We start from the raw sequence: 24,154 nt of genomic DNA, 5'->3' as shown, positions 1-24,154 counted from the left end.
GCTGGCCCAGGGGCATGGTGGGGGCGAGGGCGTGCCAGCCGGTGGCCCGGCGGCTGGTGGCCAGACACCGGGACTGGCAAGGGGAAACGCGCCGGGTAGCGAACCTGGCACACACAGTGGGAGATCACCTCGACCGGGTACCGGTGACCCCTGTACCACGGCGACGTGCTCCCCACAGGGGATCTCCCTCCATGATCAACCAGAAGACCGCCCCATCCGGCCAGCCAACGTGACAGCACCGGCGGGAGCTTGTCCTCGGCGGCGGTGAGCTGTCCCCTCGCTTCGGCAACCGCCCTTTTCGCCTCTTCGATCTTTGCGTTGTCGCGCCGGGTCTGCAGAAGCTCGGTGAGGCCGGCACGGGTGCGCTGGGCCAGCTTCTGGATGCGGGCGGTGTGGTGGTTCTCGCCCCAGGTCAGGGCGGCAAGGGCGTGCACCAGCTTGGGGTCGAGGTCCGCAGTCGGGAACGATCCGGCCGCAGTCTGGTTCAGCCTGTCGGTCTCGGCGATGCCGACGATCGCACCGACGCTCACGCTTGGGATCTTGTTCTGGATCTCTTCGGTCGAGGCACCTTCGTTCAGCATGCTGACGATGGCGGCGCGGGTGGCGTCGTTCACGTCGACTCCTTTGCGGCGGTGCGGGCGAACTCGCGGCGCAGCTGCGTGCGCCGCTTGCGGGTGGTGCCGGCCCAGATCGCGTCGCCGGCTTCGGTGGGGTGGTCCAGGGCCCAGGCGAGGCACGCCTCGCGGGTCGGGCAGATCAGGCAGGACAGCTCGGCGGCGACCCGATCGGTGTTGTCGCTGCTGGTCCACCAGTTGGGGTCGGCGTCCGGGCCCTGGCCCTGGCAGGGCTCAGTACCGGTGAACCGGGGGAAGGGGGCGAGGCGGGCGCTCACGACATCGCTCCGATCGGGCGGCCGATGTGCAGCTGCGCGTGCTCGTAGCGCTCGTGGTCCTTGGCCGCGACAGCTTGGACCCAGTTCGGGCCGAGCCTGTTGATGAGGCGGTTGCGGAGGATGGTCCGGTCGCGTGCCGTTGTGGCCGCCGCCGCTCGGGGTGTGCTGCGGGTGGGCCAGCGCCCAGGTGAGGCATCGCTGAACGATCGGGCATCCGGCGCAGACCCGCTGGGCTCGCTGGAGGGTCTTGGTCCGCTCGTTGCTGGTGGCCTCGTCTCCCGGCTCATGGTCGAACAGTTCGGGTTCGCTCTGGCAGCGGGTGAGCGTCTCACTGTGCGGGAAGGGGATGCGGTCGTCGGCGGGCAAGAGGCCAGGGACATTCGGGGTGCCGGCCCGGCTCATCGTGTGGCCTCCGGAATGGACGGGGTGGTGTGGGTGACGAGCACAAGGCCGTCGGTGCGCCGACGGCGGTTGTCGTGGTAGCTGGTGGTCATGACTTGCGCTCGCCGTGCGGCCGGACGTTGCCGATCTCGCCGACGGTCGGCAGCAGGAACTCGAACGGCTCCCAGGCCTCGAGCTCGTACAGGTAGAGCAGCTCGACCGTGAATTCGGCACCTTCGGAATGGTCGTTGTGCCACAGGTCCCTGCCGGGGAGGACGCAGGACTGCCCGGCGTCGTCGGCATCGGCTGCCTCGTCGATGTCGACGTAGGCAACGAAGATTCCGGTGTCGGTGCGCTCGAGCATGTACAGGCGCCGCACGGGGGCCTCGTCGGGGTCGACGTCCGGGCGGCGGACCCAGGTCTGGCGGGTGGCGGCGAGGACGGCCGGGTCGCCGGCGTCGGCCGCGTCGGTGATCCGCTGGTAGGCCTCGGCGCTGTCGAACTGCTCGCGGTGGATGAGGGCCTGGACAGCGGCGGTGAGGTGGTCACCCAGGGCCTGGGCGCCGACGAGGTCGGTGAGGAATGTCAGGGTGCTCACGCCTGGGCCGCCTTCCCGGTGTTGCGGGAGCGGATGACATGGGAATCGACGCCGGCGAGAAGTCGCTGGAGGGCGGAGCCGCGCCGGTTGCTGCGGTGAGTGGCGGGCAGGCCGCAGTTCCAGCAGTCGGCCTCTTCGCCGGCCCACGCGACGAAGCAGTGCTGCCGCTCGCAGAGGGACTCGCGGGTGCGGCGCAGGTGCGGGTTGCGGTGGGCGATGGCCCGCGTGATCGTGGCGGCGGTGCGCTGGGTGGGATTCGGCCGGACGCTCGAGGCGTGCATGATGGGGTTTCTCCTTCTCCGCTGCTGCGGGGTGAGGGGCCCGGGGCGGCCGGCGGTTTCTCAGGCCTTGTGCGGCCGCCCCGGGGCGTAGTCAAAGGACGATCTGCTTCTTCTCGGCGCGGTCCCACTGGAGCTCCCAGTCGGGCCGCAATCCGCGGGCGGACCAGTCGACGCGGCTGGTGCCGGCGGGAATCGGCTGGCCGGACATGGCGTGCAGCTGGGCGATCTCGCAGGCGCGCAGGGCGGCGGCGATCGCGTCGCTGCCGTTCTCGGCCAGGCCGGTAAAGACGTGGACGCCCTTGCGGGACGGGTCGTACCGGTGCTCTATGGGGACGTCGATCTCCCAGACAGTGCGGCGGTCCATCAGACCTACTTTCGAGGGGATCACCGGACTCAGCCGGTGGGGGAATCGAATCGATGGTCGGAGCCGCGCAGCGGCGGAGTCCACTGCGCTGTCAGTGGCGGCCGGTACGGTGATCGCATCAAGTTGGCCAGGGGAGACGGGGGTGCGCTGGATGATCCGTGCGCACAAATTCCTTATGCGGCCGACCGTCCGCCAGGCTCTGGCACTCGGCGAGATGCTGCGGGATCACTGCTCGCTGTACAACGGTGCTTTGCAGGAACGAAGGGACGCCTATCGGCACGTCTCGAAGACCACCGTCCGGTACGGAGACCAGTCCGCACAGCTCAAGGAGATCCGGGCGTTCGACCCAGAGCGTCAGGGCCGCTGGTCCTTCTCCTCCCAGCAGGCCACCCTGCGGCGGCTGGACAAGGCATTCGCTGCGTTCTTCCGCCGTGTCAGGGTCGGAGACAAGCCCGGATACCCCCGGTACAAGGGCGTCGGTCACTTCGACACTGTGGTGTTCCCGAAAGACGGGGACGGGTGCCGCTGGGACTCCACCCACAACGACAGCCAGACCCGTGTCCGGCTGCAAGGTGTCGGGCATGTGCGAGTGCACCAACACCGGTCCGTACGAGGCCGGGTGAAGACGATCAGCATTAAGCGCGAAGGCCGCCGGTGGTACGTCATCCTCGCCTGCGACAACGTGCCGGCCGAGCCGCTTCCAACCACTGGGGTGGTCGTCGGGATCGACATGGGCACCGTGCATCTCTTCACCGACTCGGGCGGGAACCACAAGGAGAACCCGCGCTTCCTGAAGATTGCGACTGAGGCCCTGACCGAGGCACAGCGGCACCTGGCCTCCTTCCCAAAGCGGACGCGGCGCCGGACGAAGAAGCACCGTGCCGCCGCTCGGAAGGTCGCCGGGCTCCACGCCAAGGTCCGGCGCCAGCGACTGGACCACCACCACAAGGCCGCGAACGAGCTTGTGCGCGACCATGACGTGATCGCCCACGAGCGGCTGAACACAGCAGGCATGACCCGCTCCCCTAAAGCCAAGCCCAACCCCGAGAAGCACGGCGCGTTCCTTCCGAACGGCGCGGCGGCAAAGGCCGGGCTGACCCGCAGCATCCTGGACGCGGGTTGGGGCATCTTCCTGACGATCCTGGCGAACAAGGCTGAGAGCGCCGGCCGCCGAGTGATCGAAGTGGATGCCCGCAACACCTCCCGCACCTGCCCCGAATGCGGACATGTGAGCAGGGAGAACCGCCCCACCCAAGCCAAGTTCGAGTGCGTCAAGTGCGGGTTCCTTGCGAACGCGGACCACGTGGGTGCGTTGAACGTTCTCAGTAGGGCCGGGCTGGTCCTCTGCCAGGTGGTTTAGCCACCAACGCAGGAAGCCCGCCGCGCCAGCGGTAGGTGGAGTCACCACTCCTCGGCCTCCGGGTCGTACACGCAGGTGAGGGTGAGCGGGGTGACGAGGTAGCCGGTGGAGCTGTTCTCGTCGTCCTTGCCGGGGCCGAAGACGGCGAGTTCCTCGATCGCTTCGTCGTCGCCGAAGTCGGGGATCCACGTGATGACGGCGTCGGCGGGGAGGCCTTCGCGGGTGATGAGGTCCTCGCCGTGGGCGCGGGCGGCGTCGCGGTTGGTGTAGAGGCCCAGCGGCACCTGGCCCTCCTCGTACTCGGCGCGGTAGATGGTCAGCTCCACCGGCTCGCCGGCGGTGAGCTGGGTGATGCCGGGGAAGACGGCCTCGGCGGCGGCCAGGCGCTGCTCGAGCGTCTCGATGTGGGCGAGCAGCTGCGGCACGTCGTGGGTCGGTTTGGCGTTGCCGGCGGCGGTGCGCAGGCGGATGTCGTGGACCAGGTCGCTGCCGTCGGTGGGGGCCGCGGGCGCCGGGCGGTTCAGGGTGGTCGGGGTCACGAAGTGCTCCGTTTCAGGTCGCGGGCCGGGCTGTCCGATCCCCCGCGTCGTCCGGTCCGGTGGCGGCGGACCGGACGCACGGCCGGGTGGACAGATCAGGCGGGGAGGTCGGAGGCGAGGGATTCGGCGCCGTAGGCTTCGACCTCGCGGCGGTCGATGAGCCGCTCGTACTGCTTGACCTGCCGGCGCGGCAGCTTCTCGACGTCCCAGCAGTGCCGCAGGTACGCGATGTGCTGGGCGCGGGCCTGGGCGTTGCCGAGCTGGTGGGCGTGGGTGAGTTCGTGGACGACGGTCTCGTTGATGTCGGTCTCGGTGCGGGCCTTGCACAGGTTGATGGGGATGACCACGCCGTTCGGGCCGAGCACGGTGATGCCGTACCTGCTGCGTCGGCCTCGGCGGCACTCGCGCCGGTGCGCGGCCTGGATCCGGTCGGACGCTGCGGGGACGAGGGCGAGTTCGGTGTCGGCCGTGAGGGCCGACCAGCGGTTGAGGTCGCCGACCATGACCAGCTGGACCGGCGGCAGGGAGCCGAATCGTCGGGTGACCAGGCGGGCGGCTTCGGGGGCGATGGATTCGGCGTGCTTGACGAGGCGGCGCTGGAAGAAGCCGACCCTGTCGCTGGTGACCGTGAGCATGGTGAGTCCTTCCGAAAGCGGTGCGGTGGATGGGTGGTCAGCGGACCGCACGGGCGCGGGCGGCGGCGGCCAGGAGCGCGTGATGAACCTGGGCTTCGGTGCGCCTGAGGCCGTCGTTCCACAGGGGCACCGAGCGGGCGCCGGTGACGGCGAGCAGGTGCTGGTTGGCCTCGGCAGCGGTGGCGCGGTTGCCGGCGCCGGAGCGGATCAGGTCACGCTGCGCGCCGATCAGGCACACGCCTCGCTGGGACGCCAGGACGAACTGCGTCCAGCCGCGGGCCTTGATGTGCTCGGAGGTGGCCTCAAGGAAGTCGGCGGAGCTGAGGGAGCGACCGGTGCGGGGCGCCGGCTGCGGGGCAGCTTTCGGGCTGGCCGTTGTGCTGGGGGTTGCGGCGTAGCGCCACAGGCGGATGATCTCGACCGGGGCGGCGACGGCGAAGAGGACGGTGTGCTTGAGCAGCCACCAGGCGGCCCGGGCCGTGAAGACGGCGGCCCTCTTCGGCCGGCGGCCGCCGGCCGTGGGCTTGCGGGGGTCGGGCGGGCACGGCCCGGTGACGATGCCCGCCTCGCGGATGAGGGTCTCGGTGTCCGGCAGGACGATCGCGGGCCGCTCGGGGGTGCGGTCGGCGAGGGCAACCGTCAGCTCTTCGGCGAGCGCTTCGGCGAAGACAGCGTCGACCGCTGCGGCGAGGGCTGCTTCGGACCAGAAGGTCCGCGGGACCGTGACGGTCGCGGATGCAGGCATGGCAAAGCCTTCCTGTCGGCGGTGAACGGGGTGGGAGGTGACCCGGGGGCGGCCGGCTGAGTGGTTGGCGACCTGGCGGCCTGGCCCCGGGGGTTGGTGCGCTAGCGGTACTTCTTGGTCTGCTTGAGGACGTAGTCGCGGGTAACGCCGAGAATCTTGACGGCGTCGGTGCGAGCACCGTGGTAGGCGCCGGCGAGCTCGTCTGCGACGGTCTTCCACATCTCGGCGTCGGCGTCCTCGCGGAGCTTGTCGGTCTCCGCGAAGATCTTGTCCCGCTTGGCCTTGGCCTCGGCCAGAGTCCTCTCCAGGTCCTCGCGGGCCTTGGCGATGTCGTCGGATCGGGGGGGCATGGTTCTGCTCCTCGCGGTGATGAGGGACGATGGTTCCGGCCCCCTGCTCCGGTCGGAGCGGGTTGGGAGGCCCGGGGACGGTGGGCTGAGTTTGGCGACCTGGCCGCCGTCCCCGGGGCGTAGCTACTGCAGATTGCCTTCAGCGGTGTCAGCCTCGAGTTCGGTGATCTGGCCGTGGCCGTAGCCGATGTTCTTGTCCGCGTTGCGCAGGTGCAGGACGGCGGCGAGCAGCCGCTGGTTCTCGTCCTCGTCGCCCCGGGCGGCGTATGCGGCGGCGAGGGTGCGCAGCGTTCCGAGCAGTTCGGGGACCAGGTGGCTGGCGCTGAGGCCGTCCAGGACGTCGTCGATGTCGGCGCCGTTGTCGATGTCGGTGCGCAGCTGGGTGAAGCCCTGGGCGATCTCGTAGGCGATGTCGCCGTCCCATCGGTCGGGGTCGACCAGGCTGATGATGAATTCGGTGAGGAAGTCGATCGCGGCCTTGGTGCCGACAATGGCGACGGCGTACAGCAGGAGCGTCCAGTCGCTGGCGGTGGTCAGCCAGGAGGGGCCGGTCTGGGTGGCCCACAGAGCCACCATGATCACCATGGTGATGCTGGCGGCGCTGTCGGTGCGCATGAGCGCGTGCCTCAGGGCGCGGACCGTGAAGCGGCGGGCCGGGACGAATCGGCGGGGCGTGGTGTCGTCGGCGGGTCGGGGCTGCCCGGTCTGTTCGGCGATCTGTGTCACGTGATGCTCCTCAGTGCGTTTCGGTTGGCGGGTGGGAAGGCCCGGGGCGGCCGGCTGAGTTGGCGACCTGGCGGCCGCCCCGGGTGCTTGCCGGCATCCCAATAATGCAGACTCCGAGTATTCATTTCAAGGGTATGCATACATTGAGTTCGCGTTTCTGTGTTGCTGCACGTCAGCGCGCAGGAGGTCAGCCGTCCCCGGCAACCTGGACGGTGTCGCCGTTGACGACGCTGGTGATGACAGAGTTGTTCTTGTCGGCCACATGCACACCGCCGGAGGTCCTGCCGCCAGCCGCTTGTACCGCACGGTCGGCCGCCTTGACGGCGTCGCGGACCGCGTCAACCTCCTTCGCCGTCAGCGGGCGGCCGGCACTGGCGCTGGCATCGGCCACGTTGACCTGTTCGCGACCGCCCGCGACCTGGATGGTCTGGACGACGCCGGTGTTGCGGACGCCGGCCACGTTCTGAACGCCGCCGTTCACCCGGCTCACGGCAGTAGACGCAGGGCGGCCGGCCTTCCCCTTCGCTCCGCCTTCACGGGTGCGGCGGCCGGCCTCGGCGGGCTTGGCCGGGCGCGCGGCGTGGGCGCTGCCGTTGCGGGCGCGCTCGGCCTTCCGCTCAGCCTTGGCCATCGCGGCCGCGGCCGGTCCGGCACATTCGGTGCAGGTGACCCTGATGCCGGGCGCGGTGATGTGTCCGGCGCCTTCACAGACCAGGCAGCGCGGCCCCTTCTTAGGTGCCGGGATCCCCAGCGCTGCGCGATACTTGGCGTACGAGGGGATCTTCAGCTCCGGCTCGGTCTTCCCCCGCTCCGTCTTGGCTTTCGGCGCCGAGTCAGGCATGCCGCCGGCCTGCCACGCCCAGGTCGCGCGCAGCGCCGCGGCGACCGGGGTGAAGGCGAGGTTGAGGGCCTTCTTCTTCGCTTTGCGAATGGGCTTGCGTACGGCCTGCCTGATCCGGGTCTTGGCCTTGCGCTTGGCGTACCTCGCGACGTACTTGGCCGCGCCGGTGATGTCGCCGACGTAGTCGATGGGCGGCGGAGCCTCTTCCCCGAATCCCGCGTCGATGATCCACAGCATCTCGGGGTCGGGGTCGGCGTAGAACTGCAGCTCCGAGTAGGTCGTGAAGTGGGTGGTGTCGATGAGGTGTTCGTGCCAGAGGTGGCCGGCCGGGCAGAGGGCCTGGACGGTCTCGTCGACGCCCCGCTCGTAGGCGAGGGTCAGGCCGGTGTCGACGGTGCACATCGGGCAGGTGACGGGCAGGGTCTGCCAGACGACGCGCAGGGTGTGCTCGGGGTCCTGCTGGAGGTACATGAATCGGCGCTCGGCGGTGATCCGGTGGTAGCCGGCGGCCGGTTCGGGGTGCCGATGCGGGTCGAAGCTCATGACAGACCTTTCGGATCTTTCGGGCGGGGAACGGGCGGGAACCGGGGGAAACGTGCAGGTCAGAGCGGGGGAACGGTGCCGGAACGGTGGCCCGGGGGCGGAACACTGTTCCCGATCTCTCGAGGTGTTCCGCCCGTGTTCTCGAGCGGTTCCGGGCCTCTGACCTGCAGGTTCCTGCGGTGTTCCGGTCGGTCAGGAGCCGTCGGCACCCTCACCGGTGATCTTCTTCAGGTCGCGCAGGCAGTAGCCCTTGACCGTCCCCTTCGCGCCGGGGCGCCGGTAGCTGTCGGTTGTCCAGGACTTGCCGGTGGGGGCGAGCACCGCCTTGATGACCGCCTTGAGCGCGGCGGCTCGGGCCGCCTCCTGCTCGGTGTCGTCGTTGCCGTCGAAGCCGGTGAGGTCCCAGCGGTCAGGGTCGATCTGGCCGAGGCCGGCCGCGATCTCCTCCAGCTGCAGGCCGCTCGGGTCTCCGAGCGCCTGGTAGACCTGCCGGATGAGGGCGATCAGTTGCGGGGTCACCTCCTGCGGGTCTCCTCCGACGCCCATGAACGCGTCCTCGCTCGCCGCCATCAGCTGGGGCAGGGTGATCCGGCTGAACTTCGCGGACTCGGTGTCGACGTCGACCAGGCCTGCTGCGGCCCGCTCCTTCCCGCGGCGCAGCAGCTCGTCGTCGGTGGCGTAGCACGCGCGGTACGGGATGGGCTCGCAGTAGGCCTTGCCGGCCATCACGTACGCCACGGAGGCGTCGTTGAGTTCGTCGCCCATGGCGGGCACGAGCCGGTCCGCGCGCCAGCCCTGGGCGAGCATGCCGTCGCCGAGAATCTGGATCACGTCGTCCTTGTCGCAGGCGGCGAGCACCTGGACGGGCAGCTCGACGAGCCAGGTGTTGTCCTTGACCTTCTCCTTGGTCACGCCCTGTCCGGCGATGACGACGGTGACGTCGCTCTTCGCGCAGGTGACGAACAGTTCGCCGAGCAGGCCGTCCAGGTCCCAGGGGACCTGTCGCTTGAGGTCCTCGTCGTAGTAGCCCTTGCGGCTCTCGCGGACCAGCGCCGGGAACTCATCCACGACGATCTTGATGCCGGGGCGCTTGCGGGAGGTGACCCAGTTCTCCCCCATGCCAAGCCGGTTGAACAAGGCGGGGCGGCCCTTGCCGACGGCCAGTGCCCACTGCAGAGCGCGCCGCGCCTCGGCCGGGCTGGTGACCACTGCGTGCATCGCGTGCCGGAGACCGCCGAATCCGGATCCGGCACTGCCCAGGTCGATCCCGATGATGATCTGGTCCTCGGTTGCGGTGAGCGCATCCAGAATGGCCCGCAGGATCGTGGACTTCCCGGAGCGGCTGGCGCCGACGACATTCACGTTGGTGCGGCACATCGGCAGGGCAAGGGGACGCCCGGCCATGTCGCCGCCGATCTGCGCCTTGTGAATGTCCCTCGTCGAAAGCGACTGGGGTGCCCGGTAAGGAAGTTCGGGAACGGCCTGCCACGGGTTCGGGCCGGGCACACGAATGACGCAGTAGTTGCGGGACTGGGCGGACTGCTGCAGCAGGATGCTGCCAGTACGCACACCGGGCAGGCAGGCCTCCAGCAGGTCCAGGCCGGCGGAGATCTTCTCCGGGCTCATCCGCTCCAGCCAGACATGGACCTCGAAGCCCCAGGGGTACGGGTCGACCCGCAGCGCGGACAGGGTGGTCTTCAGGTCCTCGGTCAGGGCCTGGCGCATCATCTGCTCGAACATCCGCGGGGTCATGCCGACGCTGAACTCCTGCGGGATGCCGGCCTCGATCTGCTCCAGCTTCTCCATCTCCTCCTCGGTCACCTCGACATCGCGGCCCAGCCACGAGGCGCCGGCGAGGTTGAGCACCAGGGCGCCGAGGAAGCCCCAGACATCCGCGAGTCCGTATGCCGCCGCATCGGCCACGAGCAGCGGTCCGTAGGTGACGCCGGCACGGATGGCGACGGCCCTGTTCGCGCGCTTCTTCGTGGCCTCGGCGACGACCAGCTGCTTGCCGGCCTCCTGCTGCAGCGTCTGTGCAGCTGCCCGCTTCTTGTCGCGCTGCACGAGGGCGCGGCCAGCACGGCTCGCGGCACGGTCAGCCTCCTTCACCGTGACCAGCGCAAGGTTGAGGTCCGCGCGGGCCTTGGCGCCTTCGACTCCTACGACCCATGAACGCATCCGCTTCTCGCCGCGGAAGACACGCGGCACGAAGCCGTGGACGGTGCGCTGCCGGGCCGCGGCCTTGCGCGCCCGCCGGCGCGCCTGCCGGCCGATGTACTTCCTGCGGGTCTTGCGGCCCTCGGGGGTGAGCAGCGCGGGGTTGATCCACGGCCGGTCGCCCTCGGGGTCGGGACGCAGTTCCCACTCGTCGGCGGTGTAGACGGTGCCTTCCACCGCCCGCCCGTGCTCCGGCTCGGGCTCGGGCTCGGTCTCGGGCTCGGGCTCGGGCTCGTCGACCGTGCTATCCGGAGCGGCAGCCGGACCGTCAGGCTTGGTGAAGTCGACCGGCGGGGCCTCGGCCGGGCGGGCTGACGGAAGCACGGTCACCGTGGGGGCCGGCCCGTCGCCGTACAGCGCCTCAAAGACCTGCTCGAGGTCCTCGACCAGCTTGATCCGCACGTCGCGGGCCTTCGAGCCCTGGTCCTTGCCGACGACGCCAAGGTTCTCCATCGCGTCCATGACCAGGCCCGCCTGCTCCCAGCCGATGCGGAGCTTGCGGTGGAGCATGGACATGGAGCCGAACTGGGTGGAGACGAGCAGCTCGGCGGCGTCCCACAGCAGCTTTCGGTCCAGGGCACTGCTGCCGATTTCCGTCGTGGTATCGATCTCGGTCATGCTGGTCTCGCCTCCTTTGGGGAGGGCGCGAGACGGGCGCCGGGCTTCGCTTTGGTCGGTAGAGACCGGCGGTTTCGTCTCGCGCTCTTCAGGTGGTTGGTCTTCGCCTTACGCGGCGGCAGCCGCTTCGTTCGCGCCGCCGGGGCAGTCGTTGCAGACGCCGTACCGCTTGGGGATCTCGTAGTCGCGTACTTGCTTGCAGGCCGGGCATATCCGGCGGGCCTGCGTCGCCTTGTGGATAGAGGCCCACTTCGCCTCCGTCATCGGCCTTCGTGGTCGGGCCAGTTCGACCCGGTAGAGGTAGGCGAACTTGTCGCCGCTGCGGGTCCGCCAGCCGAGCTGACCGGCAACCGGCTGACCGCCCGGCCGGAGTCCGCGGGCCTTGAGCTGCCGCATCGTGGCCCACTCCTCCGAGGGCGGCCCCATCCGCCAGGGCCAGGTCGGGATCCCGAACCGCTCGCCGTCCGGATCCAGATATCGACGGTTGACCCGTGGCATCACGCACTCCGCCGATGCAGCTTCGCCTTGCCGATCCGGTCGTAGATCCACGTCCGGCTGGGCTCGCTCTTATCCCGCTTGCTGCGCTCCTGCCGGCGGCGCATCGTCTCGGTCTTCACGTCCGCGGGAGTCACGTCACGGCCGGCCTTCAGCTCGTCCGCGATCCACTGCTCGATGGCCTTGTTCTCGTCCGCCGAGGCACGCTTCGCGGTGACCGAGGCGGCCCTCTTCGCGCCCGTCGACAGCTTCCGAACGGTCTGCTTCCCGGAGTCCTTACGCGTGCGCGCGGGTGCGGTATCGCGCGTCCGCGCGGGCGCGGATTCAGACGTGCGTGCGGACGGGGGGACGGACGGGTTGATCTGCGTAGATACCGTCCGCAACAGGGGCCTTCCCGGACGAATTATCAGCCCCGTGGAGGACGCCTCGAAGACCCGCGTAGGGAGGGTTGCACCACCTTCCGCGGACTCGCTCGCGGACGCTTCAGGCCCCGCCTCGGAGGTCTTGCCGGACAGCTTCGCGGACGCTTCCCGACGCCACGCCCGAGCCTCGGCAAGGTCCCCGAGGACGACCGCCAGACGGGACTCCGCCTCCACCCGCAGGCCGAGCATGTCGGCCGACAGCAGCTGGAGCAGATCCTGCGGGAGCCCGTCCTCACCAGCCCCCTCATGAACCGCGTACGCGGCCAGCCACGCGTTGTCCTCGCTCAGCGCTTCGTGGCCAGCAATGGCGCGCAGCCGACGGGCCGTTGCCCACACCGCGGGCAGTTCGCTCTTGCGCCGCGCCCGCGTCTTCGCCGCCGCCTTGCGCGCCTCGCGGGCCCGCTTCATCCGCTCGCGGTACTCGCCGTGCCGACCGAGCTGGACCAACTGCCACACCGCGATCGGGATCACGGACGACGCGGCCAGGACCGACCCCAGGATGACGCCGTACTTCGCGCCACCAACATGCGCCCCGTGAAGGTAATTAATCCACGCGGCCAGGCCGGCGAAGAGATACACCGCAATCCGGTACGGCCACGGCGAACGCTGATCCTTCATGGCCTTGGCCTCGCCGGCCGTCGCAGCCCACGCCGAGCACTCCAGCATCACCGGCAGCAGGCCAACCAGCAGGTAGCCCAGCCAACCCATCTCCTCGACAATGCCAGTCGTCCTCAGCGACGCGGCCTGAGACATGAGCGCCGGCACGATACTGCAGCCCATGACCGCGAGCGCCGCGGACAGATCCAGGTGCTCCGCCAGCCACCTAGGAGCAGCGTTCAGCCGGGCAACAAACCGCTCACGGCGCTCCTTACGCCGACGCTCCTTGTCAGCCTGCACACGCCGACGCTCCTTGTCAGCCTGCGCCCGAGCCGCATCCTCGCGATCCTTCTTCTCCTTAGCCTTGCGCTCACTGTCCAATCGATCCTGCTCACGCCGCGCAGCCTCGTCCTCGCGCTCCAGACGGCGACGCTCGACCTCATCCAGCCGCGCCTGCTCCTTCTCCTCCCGCACGAGCTCGGCGGCAAGACGACGGTCCTCGCGGTCCTGCTCACGCGCCGACGCCTGGTCCTCGCGGCGGGCAGTACGGAAGTCGGTGATACTCATCGCGTACCTCCAGCGGGGGCCGCCCCGTGCGGGGCGCAGCGGTACAGGGCAGCAACCAGGCCGATGACGGCCCCAATCGCGAGACGCTGGCCCGCGTCAGCCATGAGGCCGAGCAGCCACGCGCCGCCGGCAACGGCGAGCGGGATCTGCGCCCAGTCGAGGTCGGAAAGCGCGCGGGTCAGGCCGGCGCGGATCTCTATCACGGCGTTGAAGCCGCGGGCATCCAGGTAGGCCAGCCCGACGACCGGGAGCGCGAGGAGAATGCGCTGCCACCAGCTCGCCTGCAGACCCAGCACCCAGGCGGCACCGAAGAGGATCAGGCCCGTGATGGACCAGGTGGTGACCACGGCCTGAAGCCAGACCATGGACGACTTCGTCGCATCGGTCGTGGGGGTGGCGGTCGTAGCGCTCATGCGGCCCGCACCTCCGCCATCAGCCGCCGGACGACGGCCGCGCGGCCACTGCGCAGCAGGGCGGAGAGCTCGTCGACGACGATGAACAGCTCCGGCTCCGTGGACACCTGGTCCGCGCGGGCGATGTTCTCGTAAGCCTCGAAGTCAGCCTCAGACCAATCGGCCGGATCACCGTGCGCGTGCCGAAACAGCAGCGCCGGCGCGTCCACCAGCTCGCCGAGAGCCACACGGTGCAGCACCGCCACCCGGGCCGCCTTTGCCTTGGCCTCGGGGTTCGTCGCCCCGCCCTCATCGATGCCGAGGATCACGTCGGCCAGAAACTCCAGCCGCTCCGCCCGCAAGTCCACCGGCTCGTCCGGCGTACCCACCCACAGGCCGGTCGTCACACCGGTCAGCAGCTGGAGCTCGAAGAGGGCCTCGACCCGGGCCAGTTCAGTGGACTGGGGGGCGGGTCGGTGACCTGCAATCATGGTGTTCACGGGTCGTACTCCGTTTCAGTCGGACGGCTCGTGCGACGGTCCCCGGGGCGCAATCCCGGGGGCCGTTTTTGGCATGGCAGTGCCGTTGCGCCAGGCGGCCGTTTCCGACCTCGCTAGCGACGTTCCGAGAAACAGGAAACGCTGCTTCGCTATGGATGTCAACACCTCGCTATCGATGTACCATCCGGTGTCGGATGCCAACGTGATCGGCGTTTCCTGTGGGTCGTAGGATCGCTAGCGAGGTAGGGAGAGGGTGTGACTGGCCGAAAGCGCGAGAAACCGATGTACCGGCAGATTGCCGATGCCTTGAAGGCGGCGATCGATGCGGGCCAGTACGGCCCTGGCGATCGACTTCCAGGCGAAAACCCCTTGGCCGCAGAGCACGGCGTTGCCGTCATGACCGCCCGTCAGGCTCTGCGAACGCTCGCGGCTGAGGGCGTGGCCGAGTCTCGGAAGGGGGCCGGATTCTTCGTCCTTGCCCCGTTCACTCCGATTCGGCGACGTGGTGTTGCGCGGCTCGCACGGGAGCAGTGGTCATCGGGCGCTTCCATCTTCTCCGCTGACGACAGTCGCGACCTGACCGTGGAGAGCAGAGTGCTGGGCCCTGTGACGCCTCCGGACGAGATCGCGGATGTCCTGCAACTGGATGCAGACGGACGCGCCTTCGGTCGCTACCGCCGACACATCGTTGAGGACCGCCCTGTGTTGGTCTCAACGTCATACCTACCCCTCGCTCTGGTCGAGGGGACTGCCATGGCTGAGGCGGACCCGGGCCCTGGGGGTATCTACGCGCGGCTCGCCGACCTGGGCTTCGCGCCGGCCCGCTTCCGAGAGGAGATCCAGGTCCGCATGCCCTCCGCCGACGAGAGGGCTGCCCTGAATCTGTCAGGCGGCACTCCCGTGATCAAAGTCTGTCGAACCGCCTACACAGACGAGGGTCGCGTCGTAGAGGTTAACGAGATGACGTTGGACTCCCAGGCTTATGTCCTCGAGTACGACTTCGACGCCTGACACCCGGCCCACGAGCCACAGAGGAAGGCCCACCGTGATCATGACGCTTCCCGCGTAAACGGGCGACGGCCGCCCTGCTGTCACAGGAACGGCCGTCGTAAGCGACTCCCCAGCCGGCAAGCATCCGGAGTCGTGGTCAGCACGGTGACCGTGCTGGGTGCCTGGACCACCAGGGCCCGTCGGTCACCGCTATCAGAATAGACAATGATTCCCGGGCAAGCCCAGTACGGGCCCAGCTCCGTGATCAACGTCCCTATATCTGCTGATCTCGGCTCCCTAGAAATCTAGGGACCAAAGTGCTCATCCAGTACATCCCCGCAGCTCACGCAGCTACATCCTCAAAGGATCAGCTCGCAAGCCGACGCGCAGGATCCGTGGACATGCCCGCGCACGCCTTGCCCACTCTCCAACGATCCGGGCAAGCCTCTCCCGCGCTCGCTTCGAGCTCAGGGCAAGCCTTCGGGCAAGCCAGCCTGAGGAGGGTTCACGGCACAGCATCCAAGAGGAGGTGTGCCGTGCTCGACTGCGGACATGCGCAGGGGCCACGCGACCCAGACATCACTGACCAGTCGGCGACCCTCGAGCGCCGGTCGGATGGAGCGCAGCCCAGTGGTGTCGCGGGGGCTCCAGTGAGCCAGCCTAAGGGTCAGCGCGTCTCGAGCGCGGCCGCGGTCAGTCATGACGGTCTTGTTGTCCATGGCGTGAAGCCTGTGCCTGCGGGCATCGTGCCGAGGGGCGAGATGATCCGGGTGCCGGAGGGGGCCCGATGACCGCTGCACACATGGGTCTGGTGTTCGCAGCCGAGGGCCTCGACGGTCCCGAGAAGCTGCTGCTGCTCGCCTACTGCAATCGCACCGATGATCACGGCTACTGCTGGCCGGGACAGAAGCGGCTCGTCGACGACTGTGGGACATCGGCAGCCACGGTCAAACGCGTCAAGAAGTCGCTGGTCGACAAGGGCCTCATCAGCTCGGTCCGCCGCGTCGACCCGGTCACGGGCGATCCGATTACGAACCTGACGCGGGTCAATCTGCGACTCCTGGAGCAGTTGGCGCGGCCCAAGACGGCCTACGAGGACAACGTCATCGAGCAGCTCACGTTCGCCGAGGGCACCGCGCTTCCGGCGAAGCGCAAGAAGACTAAGAAGAGTGCCTCTGACCAGGTGAGGGCTCAACCTGAGCCCGACCCTGACCTGCTGATGGCCCAAGATGAGCCCACCCCGGGCTCATCTTGGGCCCACCCCCGGCTCAACATGAGCCCACCCCCGGCTCAAGATGAGCCACTAACCCTCACCCATCCCTCAGAGAACCCTCACCCATCCCTCCATCCTTCCGGCGCGCCTTCACCTGCGGTTCCTGCGGGACGGGATGGAGGGACGGACGGAAGCGGTCGCGGCATCGAGGAGCAGTGCCGGCGCGAGGATGCAGCGGTCCAGTCGCCAGCGACGCCGGGCGCCTGCCAACAGATCAGGCAGGCCGCCCCAGGCGTGAACGTGCTCAACGCGATTGCGCAGGAATGCGGCCCCGAGTTCCTGCTGACCGGAAAGATCCTTTCTGATCAGGCTGCGGTCGTGGATTCGATGCTCACCGCGGGCTGGACTCCGGCACAGATCCGGCACGTCGTTGTGGGCCCCGGGTGGCCGAGCGTGATCAAAACGAGCCGCGAGGCCCTCATTGCTGCTCGGCTGCGCCGTGCTGCCGACGGCCCAGTTCCTGCAACTGCGCCGGCCATTCCAGCTCCATCTGCCCCGGAACTTGGCGAGTCCTGGGACAACGGGATCGTGGACAAGGGCGCGACATGGACGCCGCCCGCGTGGACGGGAGAGGTGCAGCACGTCCTGGCTGAGTGCAAGGACTGCGGAAGTCCGGCCCTCGTTGATGGGCACGACATGTGCCCGGCATGTCTCGGCTGGCCTGAGTGCGTTGGCAACTACTGCGGGATCCCTGGTACATCGAAGCGGCGGGTACGGCCTGACGAGCCGACTGGCATGTGCTCGGCCTGCAGGGAGAGGCACGGAAGTCTGGAGGAGGGCATCGAGCTGGCTCTACGGGAGATGGCCATGCAAGGGCATGACGGAGATGCGAAATGAGCAGGTCTCTCGAGTGGGTCTACGTCATCGGCACCCCAGGGCTCCCGACGGTGAAGATCGGGCGGTCGGTTGACGTTCAGCGAAGGCTTCGCGCCATTCAGCTGATGTGCCCTATCGAGCTGTCTGTCCTCTGGTCGTGCGAGGGCGGGAAGGAGCTGGAGGGCGCGCTTCATTCGCGCTTCGCCGAATACCGCTCCCACGGGGAGTGGTTCGCCTTTCCTGGTGACCCTGTGCCGTCGATCACGGAGGCAGCAGCTGGGCTCAAGGAGCCCCAGGCTGAGCTGCCGTCACCCCGCCTCACGACAGAGGCTCGTGTGGTGGGTCAGCATGGACAAAGGTTGGTGGACTGGGACTGCGGCACTCCGCTCGACTTGACCATCCCCGTCGCGATGTACCTCCAAATCCGCCGAGCTTTTGGTGACACAGCCTTCACCTACCAGGACGTGGCCATCCGGCTGGCCGAAGCCGAGAGCATCGTGAGAGGCCGGATGCGGCGCCTACGGGAGATGGGGTTCATCGACCCCGCGGGGGTGGAACCCGGGGCGTACGTCAACACCACGCGACAGCGCTTCACTGCTCGCTGCCTTCCGCGCGGAGTCCGTCTGGGCTCTGCCCGTGGTGTCCGAAGACAGGACCTTGAGCTGGCTGATCTCGCCTACGCCTACGGGCCGGCTCATGGGAATCGCCAAGAGCCCTTGCACGCTGAAGTTTGAATCGGGAGCCCAGCGACGCGTATTCGTGACCACGAGCATCACGACCTCCCTCCCGCTCCCGACCTGGCTGATCAAGATCAGGACGAGTCGGGAGACGATCACCGCCGGCCGCTGCGATGCCCTGCCGTAGCCCTGGCCCGGGGCGGTCCATACCTTGCGTCAGCGTGGCGCACCCCCTGTCACGGATGGCTCTCTACTGTGACCGTGCACGCTAGTTGGCCCGGATGGACAACTCTGATGCTCAGAATCGGCCCGACGGTGACGCCGAGCGCGAGCTGGCCCGCCTGCTCGTGTCGAGCATTGGAACCCGCGCCTTGACCGCGGGTCCCACGCGGGGCACAGGGAATCAGCGCAGCAGAAGAGCGCCGGGCACCTGCTCGTCGAAGATTTCGATCAACCGGTCGAAGACCGTCTGACCCTCGCTGGCACGCGCCGCGGCAAGCTCCTTGCGGGACTGGCCGTCGGATGGTCGGCGACCGGGTCGAAATGGTCTTTCCAGTGCGGGTATCAGCTGCTGAGGTCGAACACGCCCCACGCGGTGAACGGCTCGGCCTGGACGTAGATCCTGCTTCCTCGGCCGACGACCCGCCGGCGGCCGGGGGCAGAGCCATCGGGCAGGGTGAGCAGGCCGACGTCCGTTGGCTCGACGGATGTTTCGGTGAGCTCTCCGTGGGCGAGTCGGTCCAGCTCCTCGCCGTAGCCGCCGTAGAAGGCCACCCGATCGCCGTGGACGGCCACCGCGTGGGCGCCCCGTACGCGGTTCGCCCACACTCTCACGGGCCGGTCGGGGCGGATCTCGACGAGCGGGAAGTCCGTGTATGGGCACGCCCAGGCGGCGGTGCCCGAGACGTTCAGGGCGTAGCAGTCGAAGAGACCGGGGATGCGGGCGCCGTCTGACGTCCAGGCGAGCCGGCCCGTGGCGCTCCAGCGGCGGATGCCGGCCGGGTTCTCGTCGAAGTGCCCGACCCAGATATGGCCGGCCTCGTCCACGAGCAGGTGCTCGATGGCGTCCCCGACGGAGAAGGACGAGGTCTCGCGGCCGAGCGCGTCGAAGACCTGGACCTGGTTCGCGTCCTCGTACCGGCGGGCGCGAGACGCGGCGACGACGAACCCGGCGTCGGGCAGGCGGTCCAGGTGCGGCCAGCGGGCCCGCACGGCGCTCAGCTCGGTGAGTTCGACATTGCCGCCCGGATGAACGGAGACGACCAGGGCGTCGAAGGGAAGGACATCGCCGCCGGGCTGCGGAGCGCGTTCGGCGAGCAGCCAGTGGGCGGCGCCGAAGACGTCGACGGTACTGGTCAGGACGTGGCGGTCGTGGTGCGCTCGGGGGAGGTGGGCGTAGGGAATGAGGGCGGTCTTCTGCACGGGCGGGCTCTCCTGGGTGGGCGGTCACGGCCATCGGGCGCTGCGGTGAGCGGCGGTCGGTGGCGCGCGAGCGGTGGAGAGGGGAGCGGGGCGCCTAGACGGCATGGCCCTTTCTGGTCGTCATGAGGTGATCATCGTCGACGTCCGACCTCTTGACAAACCTTTTCGGTGCGCCGCCCCAGTGCTCGAATGCTTCGCGAGCATGGACCTGACCGCACTCGCAGTACTACCGAGACCACCTCCCTGTGGAGGGTGCGTCGAGCTGAGCATTCGGCCTGCTGGGCAGTGCCAACTGGAGTACCCGACCTCATCTACGTTGCGCCCTCGAGTAGGTATTCACAGAGGTAGTCATTGGTGCATACTCAAGGTATGGCTGACACCACCGTCAAGATCGACAGCGAGACTCGGGACCGGTTCGCCGCGATTGCCGCCTCCCGCGGGCAGAGTGTGCGCGCCTATCTCGCCGAGCTCGCCATAGAGCAGGAGAACCAGATCAAGCTCGGCATGGCCACAGCTGCCTTCCATGACGCCATCACGCGGCCTGGTTTCCTCGAGAGCTTCGACCGTGACTTCGGCGGGTTGCCGGCCGCGACGCGCTCCGGCAACCGGGCGGCCTGACCTTGGACCTGCACATCGACATCCGGTGGCTTCTGGACCGCCAGGAGCAGTTGCTGGGCAAGGATCTGGCAGTGGCCGATTACTCGGCGCTGGTCGCCGCGGTGGCCCGGCACCGTGTGAACACTCCGCATCTGGATGTCAGCTCCCCTGATGCGTTTTGGCGGGCGGCTGCGCTGCTGCAGCAGATTGTGCTGGTGCAGCCTCTTCCTGCGCGGAACGAGGCTTTCGGGTACGCCGTGGCTACTGCTTACATTCGGGCTTCTGGGAGGGAGATCCTCGGTGCCTACGATGAGTGGCGGGACCTGATCAGCGATGTCCGTGCCCTTCGTCTCGACGTCTACGACATCGCCGATCGTCTTCGCTCATTGCAGAGCCCTTGATCGTCAGGGGCAGTCGGCTGCACCTGGTTCGTCCTCCCAGGATTCCTCGCTGTTCGGGACGCACGGCTGCGGCAGCTCTTCCGGCCCAGGTCACCGCTGGTGCCCGGCGGCGGCTTGAGGGGGGCTGCTCACAGCTCAGTCCTGGGCCCGGAGTGATCGCTCGCGTGGGTGATGCGTGTTTCCCCGGCGAACCGGGCCACCATTGGTCGCGTCGGTCGGGTCATGAACCGTATCGACGAACAGCACGTGAGCGAGCCGGGTCTGGTGGTCCTGGATATCACCGCCCACGATGAGGCGACTGCACTCGCCGGGATGCGCGAGTTGGACAGGTGGTGGGCCACCTCCAACAGCACCGAGTCGTGCCATCGCAAGTTCGACGCCTGGCAGGCGCAGCGCCGTACCGGCCTGCCCCTTGCTGTCGCCGTCGCCGAGATGCTCGCGCATGAGCGAGTTCGAGAGTATGCAGGCACCCCCAGCCCGAGGGTCGGCCGGCTCACAAGTGCTGTTGATCAAGTCCCCAAAGTTCAGTACGAGTTGGCCCGCCCTGACAGCACACTGGAGGCATGGACGAACTGTATGTGGTCAGGCATGAGCCGACCTGGCGCGAGGAGCCGGAGCCTGAGCCGGACGACGAGTACGACAACGACACGGACCACAAGACCGTGTACGCCCTCTTCGGCCTGGCCATCTACAAGGCCAACTGCCTTGAACACTCGCTCGTCAACCTTCTCGCGTTCACCAGAATCATCACGGCGAGGGAGCAGGGAGAGCAGCTCATCCGCGACCCCTGGACTCAGGGCTTCAAGGACATGATGGGCAAGCTCATCAAACGCGTCGAGCCGCACACCAGCGCCTACCCAGAGGTCATCGACGACCTCACCAGGTGCCTGAAGCGGCGCAACGACTTGGTTCACAACTTCTGGCGCGAGCGTATCCAAGACATGATCAGCGAGGCTGGCCGGACCAGACTGTGCACGGACCTGAAGGCGGACTGTCGACTGCTCACGCAGACAGACGAACGCTTCAGCGAGAGGGTCTTGGACCCCATCATGGAGAGCATGGGAATCACCGCCGAGGCTGTTGAGGCCCAGTATGCGAAGGAACGCCGCGAGGCGATGACTCGCTACGAGAGCGAGGCGTTCACCGCCGGGGAAGACTCGGCCTGACCTACGTGTTCGCTTTGCTCTCAGGTCTCTGGCACCCCTGACACTCCGCTCGCCCGCCTCCGGGCCTTCGCCGCCGAGCATGGTCCCGAGACTGTGACCAGGGAGCACATCGAGCTGGCCGTGCGCGGAGACTTGTAAGACGGCTCCCGTACGGCTGCCGTAAATGGTTCAATGCGTCACCATGCAGATCACAGCGCCGGCATGGTATGAGTCCGGGTCCTTCTGGCAGTTCGGCATCACGATCTTCGTCGCCATGGCCCTCGGCGCCCTCGGCGCCTTCGCGACGCTGCGTGCCAACAACCCGAAGCGTCGCCTTGTGTACCGGACTCTCGCCAATACCTCGCTGTTCACGGCGTCACACAGTCAGACCGGGGCCCTTGCGGTGACTCACGGCACCACTCCCGTAAGCCGCCCCCGAGTCGTTGAGCTGGAGCTCAGGAACGCAGGGCGCCGTGACATCACTGTCGCGCAGTTTCACCGCAGCGACCCGATCAAGTGTGACCTCGGCGCCGACATTGTTGCCGTGCTGGACGTATCGACGGGGCCGGCAGGTAGCACCCCTCCGTCCGTAGCAGTTGACCCCGCCTCGCGAGCCGGGCTTCTCATTGGCCCTTGCCTCCTGGCCCGGAAGCAGGTCGTTCAGATCTCAGTGCTTGTCGACGGCCCCCAGTCGGACGTGGAGTACCTGAGCGTGCCTCTGATCGACGTGGACCGCCGCAAGGAAGAGGTGGTCGAGTTGCCGTTTGAGCCCATTCGGCGAGTGATGACGTCTTTTGGGGTGACGTGGGCCATGTGGATGATGATGGCGGCAGTCGGGGCGCTCGGCATCATCAACCTGATTGCTCGGCAGGGGTGCGGTTTGCTGTAACCTCTTGGGCCAGATCGACCCTGAAACCGTGGCGCGATCTTGGCCGGTAAGACTGGGCGGTGAGGAAACCGCACTTCAGAGGGTCATCCCCCACCCCCCTTCGCCGACCTCGGCTGCCAGGGCACTGGGCCCGGCGACTCCTGCCTATCGTCGCGCGACGTCAGCGGTGGGGTGGGCCCTCGGGGCGCGGCGGCTCCTTGAGAAGGATGCGAGCAAGTTAAAGCCGCTGCTCCTTCGACCACTTGCCCCTGCGCCACTCCACCGTCACCTGCGGGTTGGTCGTCGACCGGTAGCAGATGACCTGAGGCCGCTGGGCCGACGGCTCGCCTTCGGGCAGCTCCGTTACCGGCGTCTGGGTCATGAGCCAGCCTCCCGTATTTCCGCTCGCGCATCGTTACGTGCGGGCGCTTCGCGCAGTACTCGCGCCTTGCTCGTGTTCAACGAGCCGAGGCCGCTTCGGTACCCACCCTGGTCACCATGGCGAACGAGGTACAAGTGCGCCGGCACCCTGAGTGTCTTGTCCGGCCGGTGTGGCTCATGCACTCGACGTCGACCGCCGCGCCGTCCTCCGATGGCGTGGCCTGCCAATCGCACTTCAGACACTCGGCTTCGAACGTGACGTCACTGTCTGGATGCTGTGCGATCCGGTGCGTCACGTACCTCATGACGGAGCGCACCATCACTCGGCCCCGCCCTCTTCCCGCAGGTGCGTACGGAGCACCACGTTCGCATCCGACGCCTTCGAGTAGTCCCCGACTGACCGGGCGTCCGGGTGCCCGGCGAGCCCGGGGTGCGGGCCCGCGTGTACGCAGACATCCGGCGCGCCGGCAGTCGCATGTAGCGCGCGTTCTGGTGAACATCGCCCGGCCAGCTCGGGCGCCGGCTGGCGCTGCGAGGCCCGCGGAGCGCCAGCGAGGCGGTGGGACAGGTCAGACGTTCTTCCATCCGTTGCGGAAGGCGGTTTGGGACTCCCAGGTGGGGCGAGTTCGGTCCGCGTACAGCAGGCGCCAGGCGGTGATATCGACATCGCGCAGCCATAGTTCCCCCAGGCCGGGGCCTTCGTTCTCGGGAAGGCCGGCGTGGTCCGCGAGGTGCTGGCCGATCAGTGCAGCGGCGGCGGTTCGCTCCTCGGAGTTCATGTCGGTCATCGCGGTAAGGAGCTGGTCGGCCAGGCCTGCCCCGTCGCCGTCCAGTGCGCGCAGGATTTGTCCTTTGACGTTGGTGGGCATGAGGACCGGTGTGCCGGAGGCCTGCCAGAGCTGGAACCAGAAGTCCTTTGGCTCGTCGGACGGGATGGGCAGGCCTGCGACGAGGGAGAGGAGGTGGCTGGTGGCCGCGTAGTGGGCGGAGTGTGCGGTGGCGAGGAGAGCGATGTCGGCGATCTGCTCGACGCTGAGTTGCCCGGCGGCGAAGTCGGGGGTGAGGTTCAGGTGCTGACGCAGGTAGGCCGTCAGTGACTCGGGCTGGTGGACGGCGGGGACCATCGGCTTCTCCTGTATGCGAGACGGGCGCGGCCTGCCCGCGCCTGGCGATCTTCGATCGTGCAGTGCTGCCCTCGTCCGTATGGCGGGTTCGGCAGGATCTGGCTGGTAGCCGCCCTACATCGGCGAAGGGCCGGCCTCGCCTGGTGGGGCACAACGGCAATTCCCGGGGGCTCGCGCGGGAACGCACCTCTGCGGGAAGAAACGTGCTGCCCAAGAGGCAGGCGGGTAGCCCATAGTGGACCGACTTCATCACTCTCAAGCAGCAACGAACGGACGGCCTGCGTGACGACCGCGTACAGCGAATCCTCCACCGAGCGCATCCCTGGACGGTCCTGGACGGTCCGGCTCATCGGACACGCCGACCGCTCGGCAACTGTTACGTGCACAACCGCGGCGT

Annotated in this window: 26 protein-coding genes and 5 pseudogenes; 10 read left to right on the top strand and 21 right to left on the bottom strand. The window is 68.2% G+C overall.

The window, feature by feature from the left end:
* Positions 1-77: 77 nt before the first annotated feature.
* The 6 genes and pseudogenes from ABT078_RS42915 to ABT078_RS31820 form a co-directional block, all read right to left on the bottom strand.
* Positions 78-176: pseudogene (locus ABT078_RS42915) on the bottom strand (IS6 family transposase); the annotation flags it as partial.
* Between the two features lie 434 nt (positions 177-610).
* Positions 611-814: pseudogene (locus ABT078_RS31840) on the bottom strand (WhiB family transcriptional regulator); the annotation flags it as partial.
* Positions 815-1,063: 249 nt separating this feature from the next.
* A pseudogene (locus ABT078_RS31835) lies at positions 1,064-1,294 on the bottom strand (WhiB family transcriptional regulator); the annotation flags it as partial.
* Positions 1,295-1,382: 88 nt separating this feature from the next.
* A complete protein-coding gene (locus ABT078_RS31830) occupies positions 1,383-1,871 on the bottom strand; it encodes a hypothetical protein (protein WP_351233872.1) in 489 nt (162 codons plus the stop codon).
* A complete protein-coding gene (locus ABT078_RS31825) occupies positions 1,868-2,152 on the bottom strand; it encodes a hypothetical protein (RefSeq protein ID WP_351233870.1) in 285 nt (94 codons plus the stop codon). The genes ABT078_RS31830 and ABT078_RS31825 overlap by 4 nt, the downstream gene beginning before the upstream one ends.
* 91 nt (positions 2,153-2,243) lie before the next feature.
* On the bottom strand, positions 2,244-2,516 hold the full coding sequence (locus ABT078_RS31820; protein WP_351233868.1) for a YjeF N-terminal domain-containing protein: 273 nt from the start codon (positions 2,514-2,516) through the stop codon (positions 2,244-2,246).
* A 151-nt stretch (positions 2,517-2,667) separates the two neighbouring features.
* Here ABT078_RS31820 and ABT078_RS31815 point away from each other — a divergent pair, with 151 nt between their 5' ends.
* A complete protein-coding gene (locus ABT078_RS31815; protein ID WP_351233866.1) occupies positions 2,668-3,876 on the top strand; it encodes an RNA-guided endonuclease InsQ/TnpB family protein in 1,209 nt (402 codons plus the stop codon).
* Between the two features lie 41 nt (positions 3,877-3,917).
* Here the strand turns inward: ABT078_RS31815 and ABT078_RS31810 are convergent, their stop codons facing one another.
* The 11 genes from ABT078_RS31810 to ABT078_RS31760 all read right to left on the bottom strand — a co-directional run bounded on the left by ABT078_RS31810 (position 3,918) and on the right by ABT078_RS31760 (position 14,063).
* Entirely contained in the window at positions 3,918-4,415 is a 498-nt protein-coding gene (locus tag ABT078_RS31810; RefSeq protein ID WP_351233864.1) for a hypothetical protein, read from the bottom strand.
* A gap of 95 nt (positions 4,416-4,510) precedes the next feature.
* Entirely contained in the window at positions 4,511-5,050 is a 540-nt protein-coding gene (locus ABT078_RS31805) for a hypothetical protein (RefSeq protein ID WP_351233862.1), read from the bottom strand.
* 37 nt (positions 5,051-5,087) lie between these two features.
* A complete protein-coding gene (locus ABT078_RS31800) occupies positions 5,088-5,795 on the bottom strand; it encodes a DUF6197 family protein (protein ID WP_351233860.1) in 708 nt (235 codons plus the stop codon).
* Positions 5,796-5,896: 101 nt separating this feature from the next.
* On the bottom strand, positions 5,897-6,145 hold the full coding sequence (locus tag ABT078_RS31795) for an SPFH domain-containing protein (protein WP_351233858.1): 249 nt from the start codon (positions 6,143-6,145) through the stop codon (positions 5,897-5,899).
* A gap of 123 nt (positions 6,146-6,268) precedes the next feature.
* Positions 6,269-6,871 (bottom strand): hypothetical protein, encoded by a 603-nt coding sequence (locus ABT078_RS31790; RefSeq protein ID WP_351233856.1) that lies wholly within the window; start codon positions 6,869-6,871, stop codon positions 6,269-6,271.
* 187 nt (positions 6,872-7,058) lie between these two features.
* Entirely contained in the window at positions 7,059-8,255 is a 1,197-nt protein-coding gene (locus ABT078_RS31785) for a hypothetical protein (RefSeq protein WP_351233854.1), read from the bottom strand.
* A gap of 192 nt (positions 8,256-8,447) precedes the next feature.
* Entirely contained in the window at positions 8,448-11,090 is a 2,643-nt protein-coding gene (locus tag ABT078_RS31780) for a DNA translocase FtsK (RefSeq protein ID WP_351233852.1), read from the bottom strand.
* A 108-nt stretch (positions 11,091-11,198) separates the two neighbouring features.
* On the bottom strand, positions 11,199-11,588 hold the full coding sequence (locus ABT078_RS31775; RefSeq protein WP_351233850.1) for an RRQRL motif-containing zinc-binding protein: 390 nt from the start codon (positions 11,586-11,588) through the stop codon (positions 11,199-11,201).
* Entirely contained in the window at positions 11,588-13,171 is a 1,584-nt protein-coding gene (locus ABT078_RS31770) for a hypothetical protein (protein WP_351233848.1), read from the bottom strand. Before ABT078_RS31770 ends, ABT078_RS31775 begins: the two co-directional genes overlap by 1 nt.
* A complete protein-coding gene (locus tag ABT078_RS31765) occupies positions 13,168-13,584 on the bottom strand; it encodes a hypothetical protein (protein ID WP_351233846.1) in 417 nt (138 codons plus the stop codon). The genes ABT078_RS31770 and ABT078_RS31765 overlap by 4 nt, the downstream gene beginning before the upstream one ends.
* Complete coding sequence (locus ABT078_RS31760; protein WP_351233844.1) at positions 13,581-14,063, bottom strand: hypothetical protein; 483 nt, start codon at positions 14,061-14,063, stop codon at positions 13,581-13,583. Before ABT078_RS31760 ends, ABT078_RS31765 begins: the two co-directional genes overlap by 4 nt.
* A gap of 282 nt (positions 14,064-14,345) precedes the next feature.
* On the opposite strand from ABT078_RS31760, the gene ABT078_RS31755 reads away from it, so the two are divergent.
* The 3 genes from ABT078_RS31755 (at position 14,346) to ABT078_RS31745 (ending at position 17,876) form a co-directional block, all read left to right on the top strand.
* Positions 14,346-15,074, top strand: coding sequence for a GntR family transcriptional regulator (locus ABT078_RS31755; protein WP_351233922.1), 729 nt, complete (start codon positions 14,346-14,348; stop codon positions 15,072-15,074).
* A 766-nt stretch (positions 15,075-15,840) separates the two neighbouring features.
* Entirely contained in the window at positions 15,841-17,163 is a 1,323-nt protein-coding gene (locus ABT078_RS31750) for a helix-turn-helix domain-containing protein (RefSeq protein ID WP_351233842.1), read from the top strand.
* A complete protein-coding gene (locus tag ABT078_RS31745) occupies positions 17,160-17,876 on the top strand; it encodes a GIY-YIG nuclease family protein (protein ID WP_351233840.1) in 717 nt (238 codons plus the stop codon). The genes ABT078_RS31750 and ABT078_RS31745 overlap by 4 nt, the downstream gene beginning before the upstream one ends.
* Positions 17,877-18,383: 507 nt before the next feature.
* Here ABT078_RS31745 and ABT078_RS31740 read toward each other — a convergent pair.
* On the bottom strand, positions 18,384-19,241 hold the full coding sequence (locus ABT078_RS31740) for a hypothetical protein (RefSeq protein WP_351233838.1): 858 nt from the start codon (positions 19,239-19,241) through the stop codon (positions 18,384-18,386).
* Positions 19,242-19,610: 369 nt separating this feature from the next.
* On the opposite strand from ABT078_RS31740, the gene ABT078_RS31735 reads away from it, so the two are divergent.
* The 5 genes and pseudogenes from ABT078_RS31735 to ABT078_RS31715 all read left to right on the top strand — a co-directional run bounded on the left by ABT078_RS31735 (position 19,611) and on the right by ABT078_RS31715 (position 22,273).
* Positions 19,611-19,859: an antitoxin MazE7 gene (locus ABT078_RS31735; RefSeq protein WP_351233836.1), complete on the top strand. Its 249-nt coding sequence runs from the start codon at positions 19,611-19,613 to the stop codon at positions 19,857-19,859.
* Positions 19,860-19,861: 2 nt separating this feature from the next.
* Positions 19,862-20,239 carry a toxin Doc gene (locus ABT078_RS31730; RefSeq protein ID WP_351233834.1) on the top strand — a complete coding sequence of 126 codons (378 nt, stop codon included), beginning with the start codon at positions 19,862-19,864 and terminating at the stop codon, positions 20,237-20,239.
* A gap of 171 nt (positions 20,240-20,410) precedes the next feature.
* Positions 20,411-20,533, top strand: a pseudogene (locus ABT078_RS31725) (DUF6207 family protein); the annotation flags it as partial.
* A gap of 269 nt (positions 20,534-20,802) precedes the next feature.
* Complete coding sequence (locus ABT078_RS31720; RefSeq protein ID WP_351233832.1) at positions 20,803-21,405, top strand: hypothetical protein; 603 nt, start codon at positions 20,803-20,805, stop codon at positions 21,403-21,405.
* A gap of 181 nt (positions 21,406-21,586) precedes the next feature.
* Positions 21,587-22,273: a hypothetical protein gene (locus ABT078_RS31715; RefSeq protein ID WP_351233830.1), complete on the top strand. Its 687-nt coding sequence runs from the start codon at positions 21,587-21,589 to the stop codon at positions 22,271-22,273.
* A gap of 217 nt (positions 22,274-22,490) precedes the next feature.
* On the opposite strand, the gene ABT078_RS31710 is transcribed toward ABT078_RS31715, so the two are convergent.
* Positions 22,491-22,634: a hypothetical protein gene (locus ABT078_RS31710; protein WP_351233828.1), complete on the bottom strand. Its 144-nt coding sequence runs from the start codon at positions 22,632-22,634 to the stop codon at positions 22,491-22,493.
* 76 nt (positions 22,635-22,710) lie between these two features.
* Positions 22,711-22,938: a DUF7848 domain-containing protein gene (locus ABT078_RS42910; protein WP_502981406.1), complete on the bottom strand. Its 228-nt coding sequence runs from the start codon at positions 22,936-22,938 to the stop codon at positions 22,711-22,713.
* A 104-nt stretch (positions 22,939-23,042) separates the two neighbouring features.
* Here ABT078_RS42910 and ABT078_RS31705 point away from each other — a divergent pair.
* A pseudogene (locus ABT078_RS31705) lies at positions 23,043-23,114 on the top strand (DUF6207 family protein); the annotation flags it as partial.
* An 88-nt stretch (positions 23,115-23,202) separates the two neighbouring features.
* On the opposite strand, the gene ABT078_RS31700 reads toward ABT078_RS31705, so the two are convergent.
* Complete coding sequence (locus ABT078_RS31700; RefSeq protein ID WP_351233826.1) at positions 23,203-23,757, bottom strand: hypothetical protein; 555 nt, start codon at positions 23,755-23,757, stop codon at positions 23,203-23,205.
* Between the last annotated feature and the right edge of the window lie 397 nt (positions 23,758-24,154).

The sequence above is a fragment of the Streptomyces sp. NPDC002133 genome, from assembly GCF_040296405.1.
Classification (GTDB): domain Bacteria; phylum Actinomycetota; class Actinomycetes; order Streptomycetales; family Streptomycetaceae; genus Streptomyces.
Note: the sequence above shows the minus strand (reverse complement) of the source record. Positions and strands in the feature narration are given on the sequence as shown.

What these genes read in the sequence shown, in the direction of transcription:
- ABT078_RS31720 (WP_351233832.1), top strand. Translation starts at nt 20,803, where the DNA reads ATGGACGAACTGTATGTGGTCAGGCATGAGCCGACCTGGCGCGAGGAG.
- ABT078_RS31775 (WP_351233850.1), bottom strand. Translation starts at nt 11,588, where the DNA reads ATGCCACGGGTCAACCGTCGATATCTGGATCCGGACGGCGAGCGGTTC.
- ABT078_RS31825 (WP_351233870.1), bottom strand. Translation starts at nt 2,152, where the DNA reads ATGCACGCCTCGAGCGTCCGGCCGAATCCCACCCAGCGCACCGCCGCC.
- ABT078_RS31820 (WP_351233868.1), bottom strand. Translation starts at nt 2,516, where the DNA reads ATGGACCGCCGCACTGTCTGGGAGATCGACGTCCCCATAGAGCACCGG.
- ABT078_RS31805 (WP_351233862.1), bottom strand. Translation starts at nt 5,050, where the DNA reads ATGCTCACGGTCACCAGCGACAGGGTCGGCTTCTTCCAGCGCCGCCTC.
- ABT078_RS31755 (WP_351233922.1), top strand. Translation starts at nt 14,346, where the DNA reads ATGTACCGGCAGATTGCCGATGCCTTGAAGGCGGCGATCGATGCGGGC.
- ABT078_RS31745 (WP_351233840.1), top strand. Translation starts at nt 17,160, where the DNA reads ATGAGCAGGTCTCTCGAGTGGGTCTACGTCATCGGCACCCCAGGGCTC.
- ABT078_RS31785 (WP_351233854.1), bottom strand. Translation starts at nt 8,255, where the DNA reads ATGAGCTTCGACCCGCATCGGCACCCCGAACCGGCCGCCGGCTACCAC.
- ABT078_RS31700 (WP_351233826.1), bottom strand. Translation starts at nt 23,757, where the DNA reads ATGGTCCCCGCCGTCCACCAGCCCGAGTCACTGACGGCCTACCTGCGT.
- ABT078_RS31770 (WP_351233848.1), bottom strand. Translation starts at nt 13,171, where the DNA reads ATGAGTATCACCGACTTCCGTACTGCCCGCCGCGAGGACCAGGCGTCG.
- ABT078_RS42910 (WP_502981406.1), bottom strand. Translation starts at nt 22,938, where the DNA reads ATGAGGTACGTGACGCACCGGATCGCACAGCATCCAGACAGTGACGTC.
- ABT078_RS31750 (WP_351233842.1), top strand. Translation starts at nt 15,841, where the DNA reads ATGACCGCTGCACACATGGGTCTGGTGTTCGCAGCCGAGGGCCTCGAC.
- ABT078_RS31735 (WP_351233836.1), top strand. Translation starts at nt 19,611, where the DNA reads ATGGCTGACACCACCGTCAAGATCGACAGCGAGACTCGGGACCGGTTC.
- ABT078_RS31800 (WP_351233860.1), bottom strand. Translation starts at nt 5,795, where the DNA reads ATGCCTGCATCCGCGACCGTCACGGTCCCGCGGACCTTCTGGTCCGAA.
- ABT078_RS31715 (WP_351233830.1), top strand. Translation starts at nt 21,587, where the DNA reads ATGCAGATCACAGCGCCGGCATGGTATGAGTCCGGGTCCTTCTGGCAG.
- ABT078_RS31765 (WP_351233846.1), bottom strand. Translation starts at nt 13,584, where the DNA reads ATGAGCGCTACGACCGCCACCCCCACGACCGATGCGACGAAGTCGTCC.
- ABT078_RS31815 (WP_351233866.1), top strand. Translation starts at nt 2,668, where the DNA reads ATGATCCGTGCGCACAAATTCCTTATGCGGCCGACCGTCCGCCAGGCT.
- ABT078_RS31795 (WP_351233858.1), bottom strand. Translation starts at nt 6,145, where the DNA reads ATGCCCCCCCGATCCGACGACATCGCCAAGGCCCGCGAGGACCTGGAG.
- ABT078_RS31780 (WP_351233852.1), bottom strand. Translation starts at nt 11,090, where the DNA reads ATGACCGAGATCGATACCACGACGGAAATCGGCAGCAGTGCCCTGGAC.
- ABT078_RS31710 (WP_351233828.1), bottom strand. Translation starts at nt 22,634, where the DNA reads ATGACCCAGACGCCGGTAACGGAGCTGCCCGAAGGCGAGCCGTCGGCC.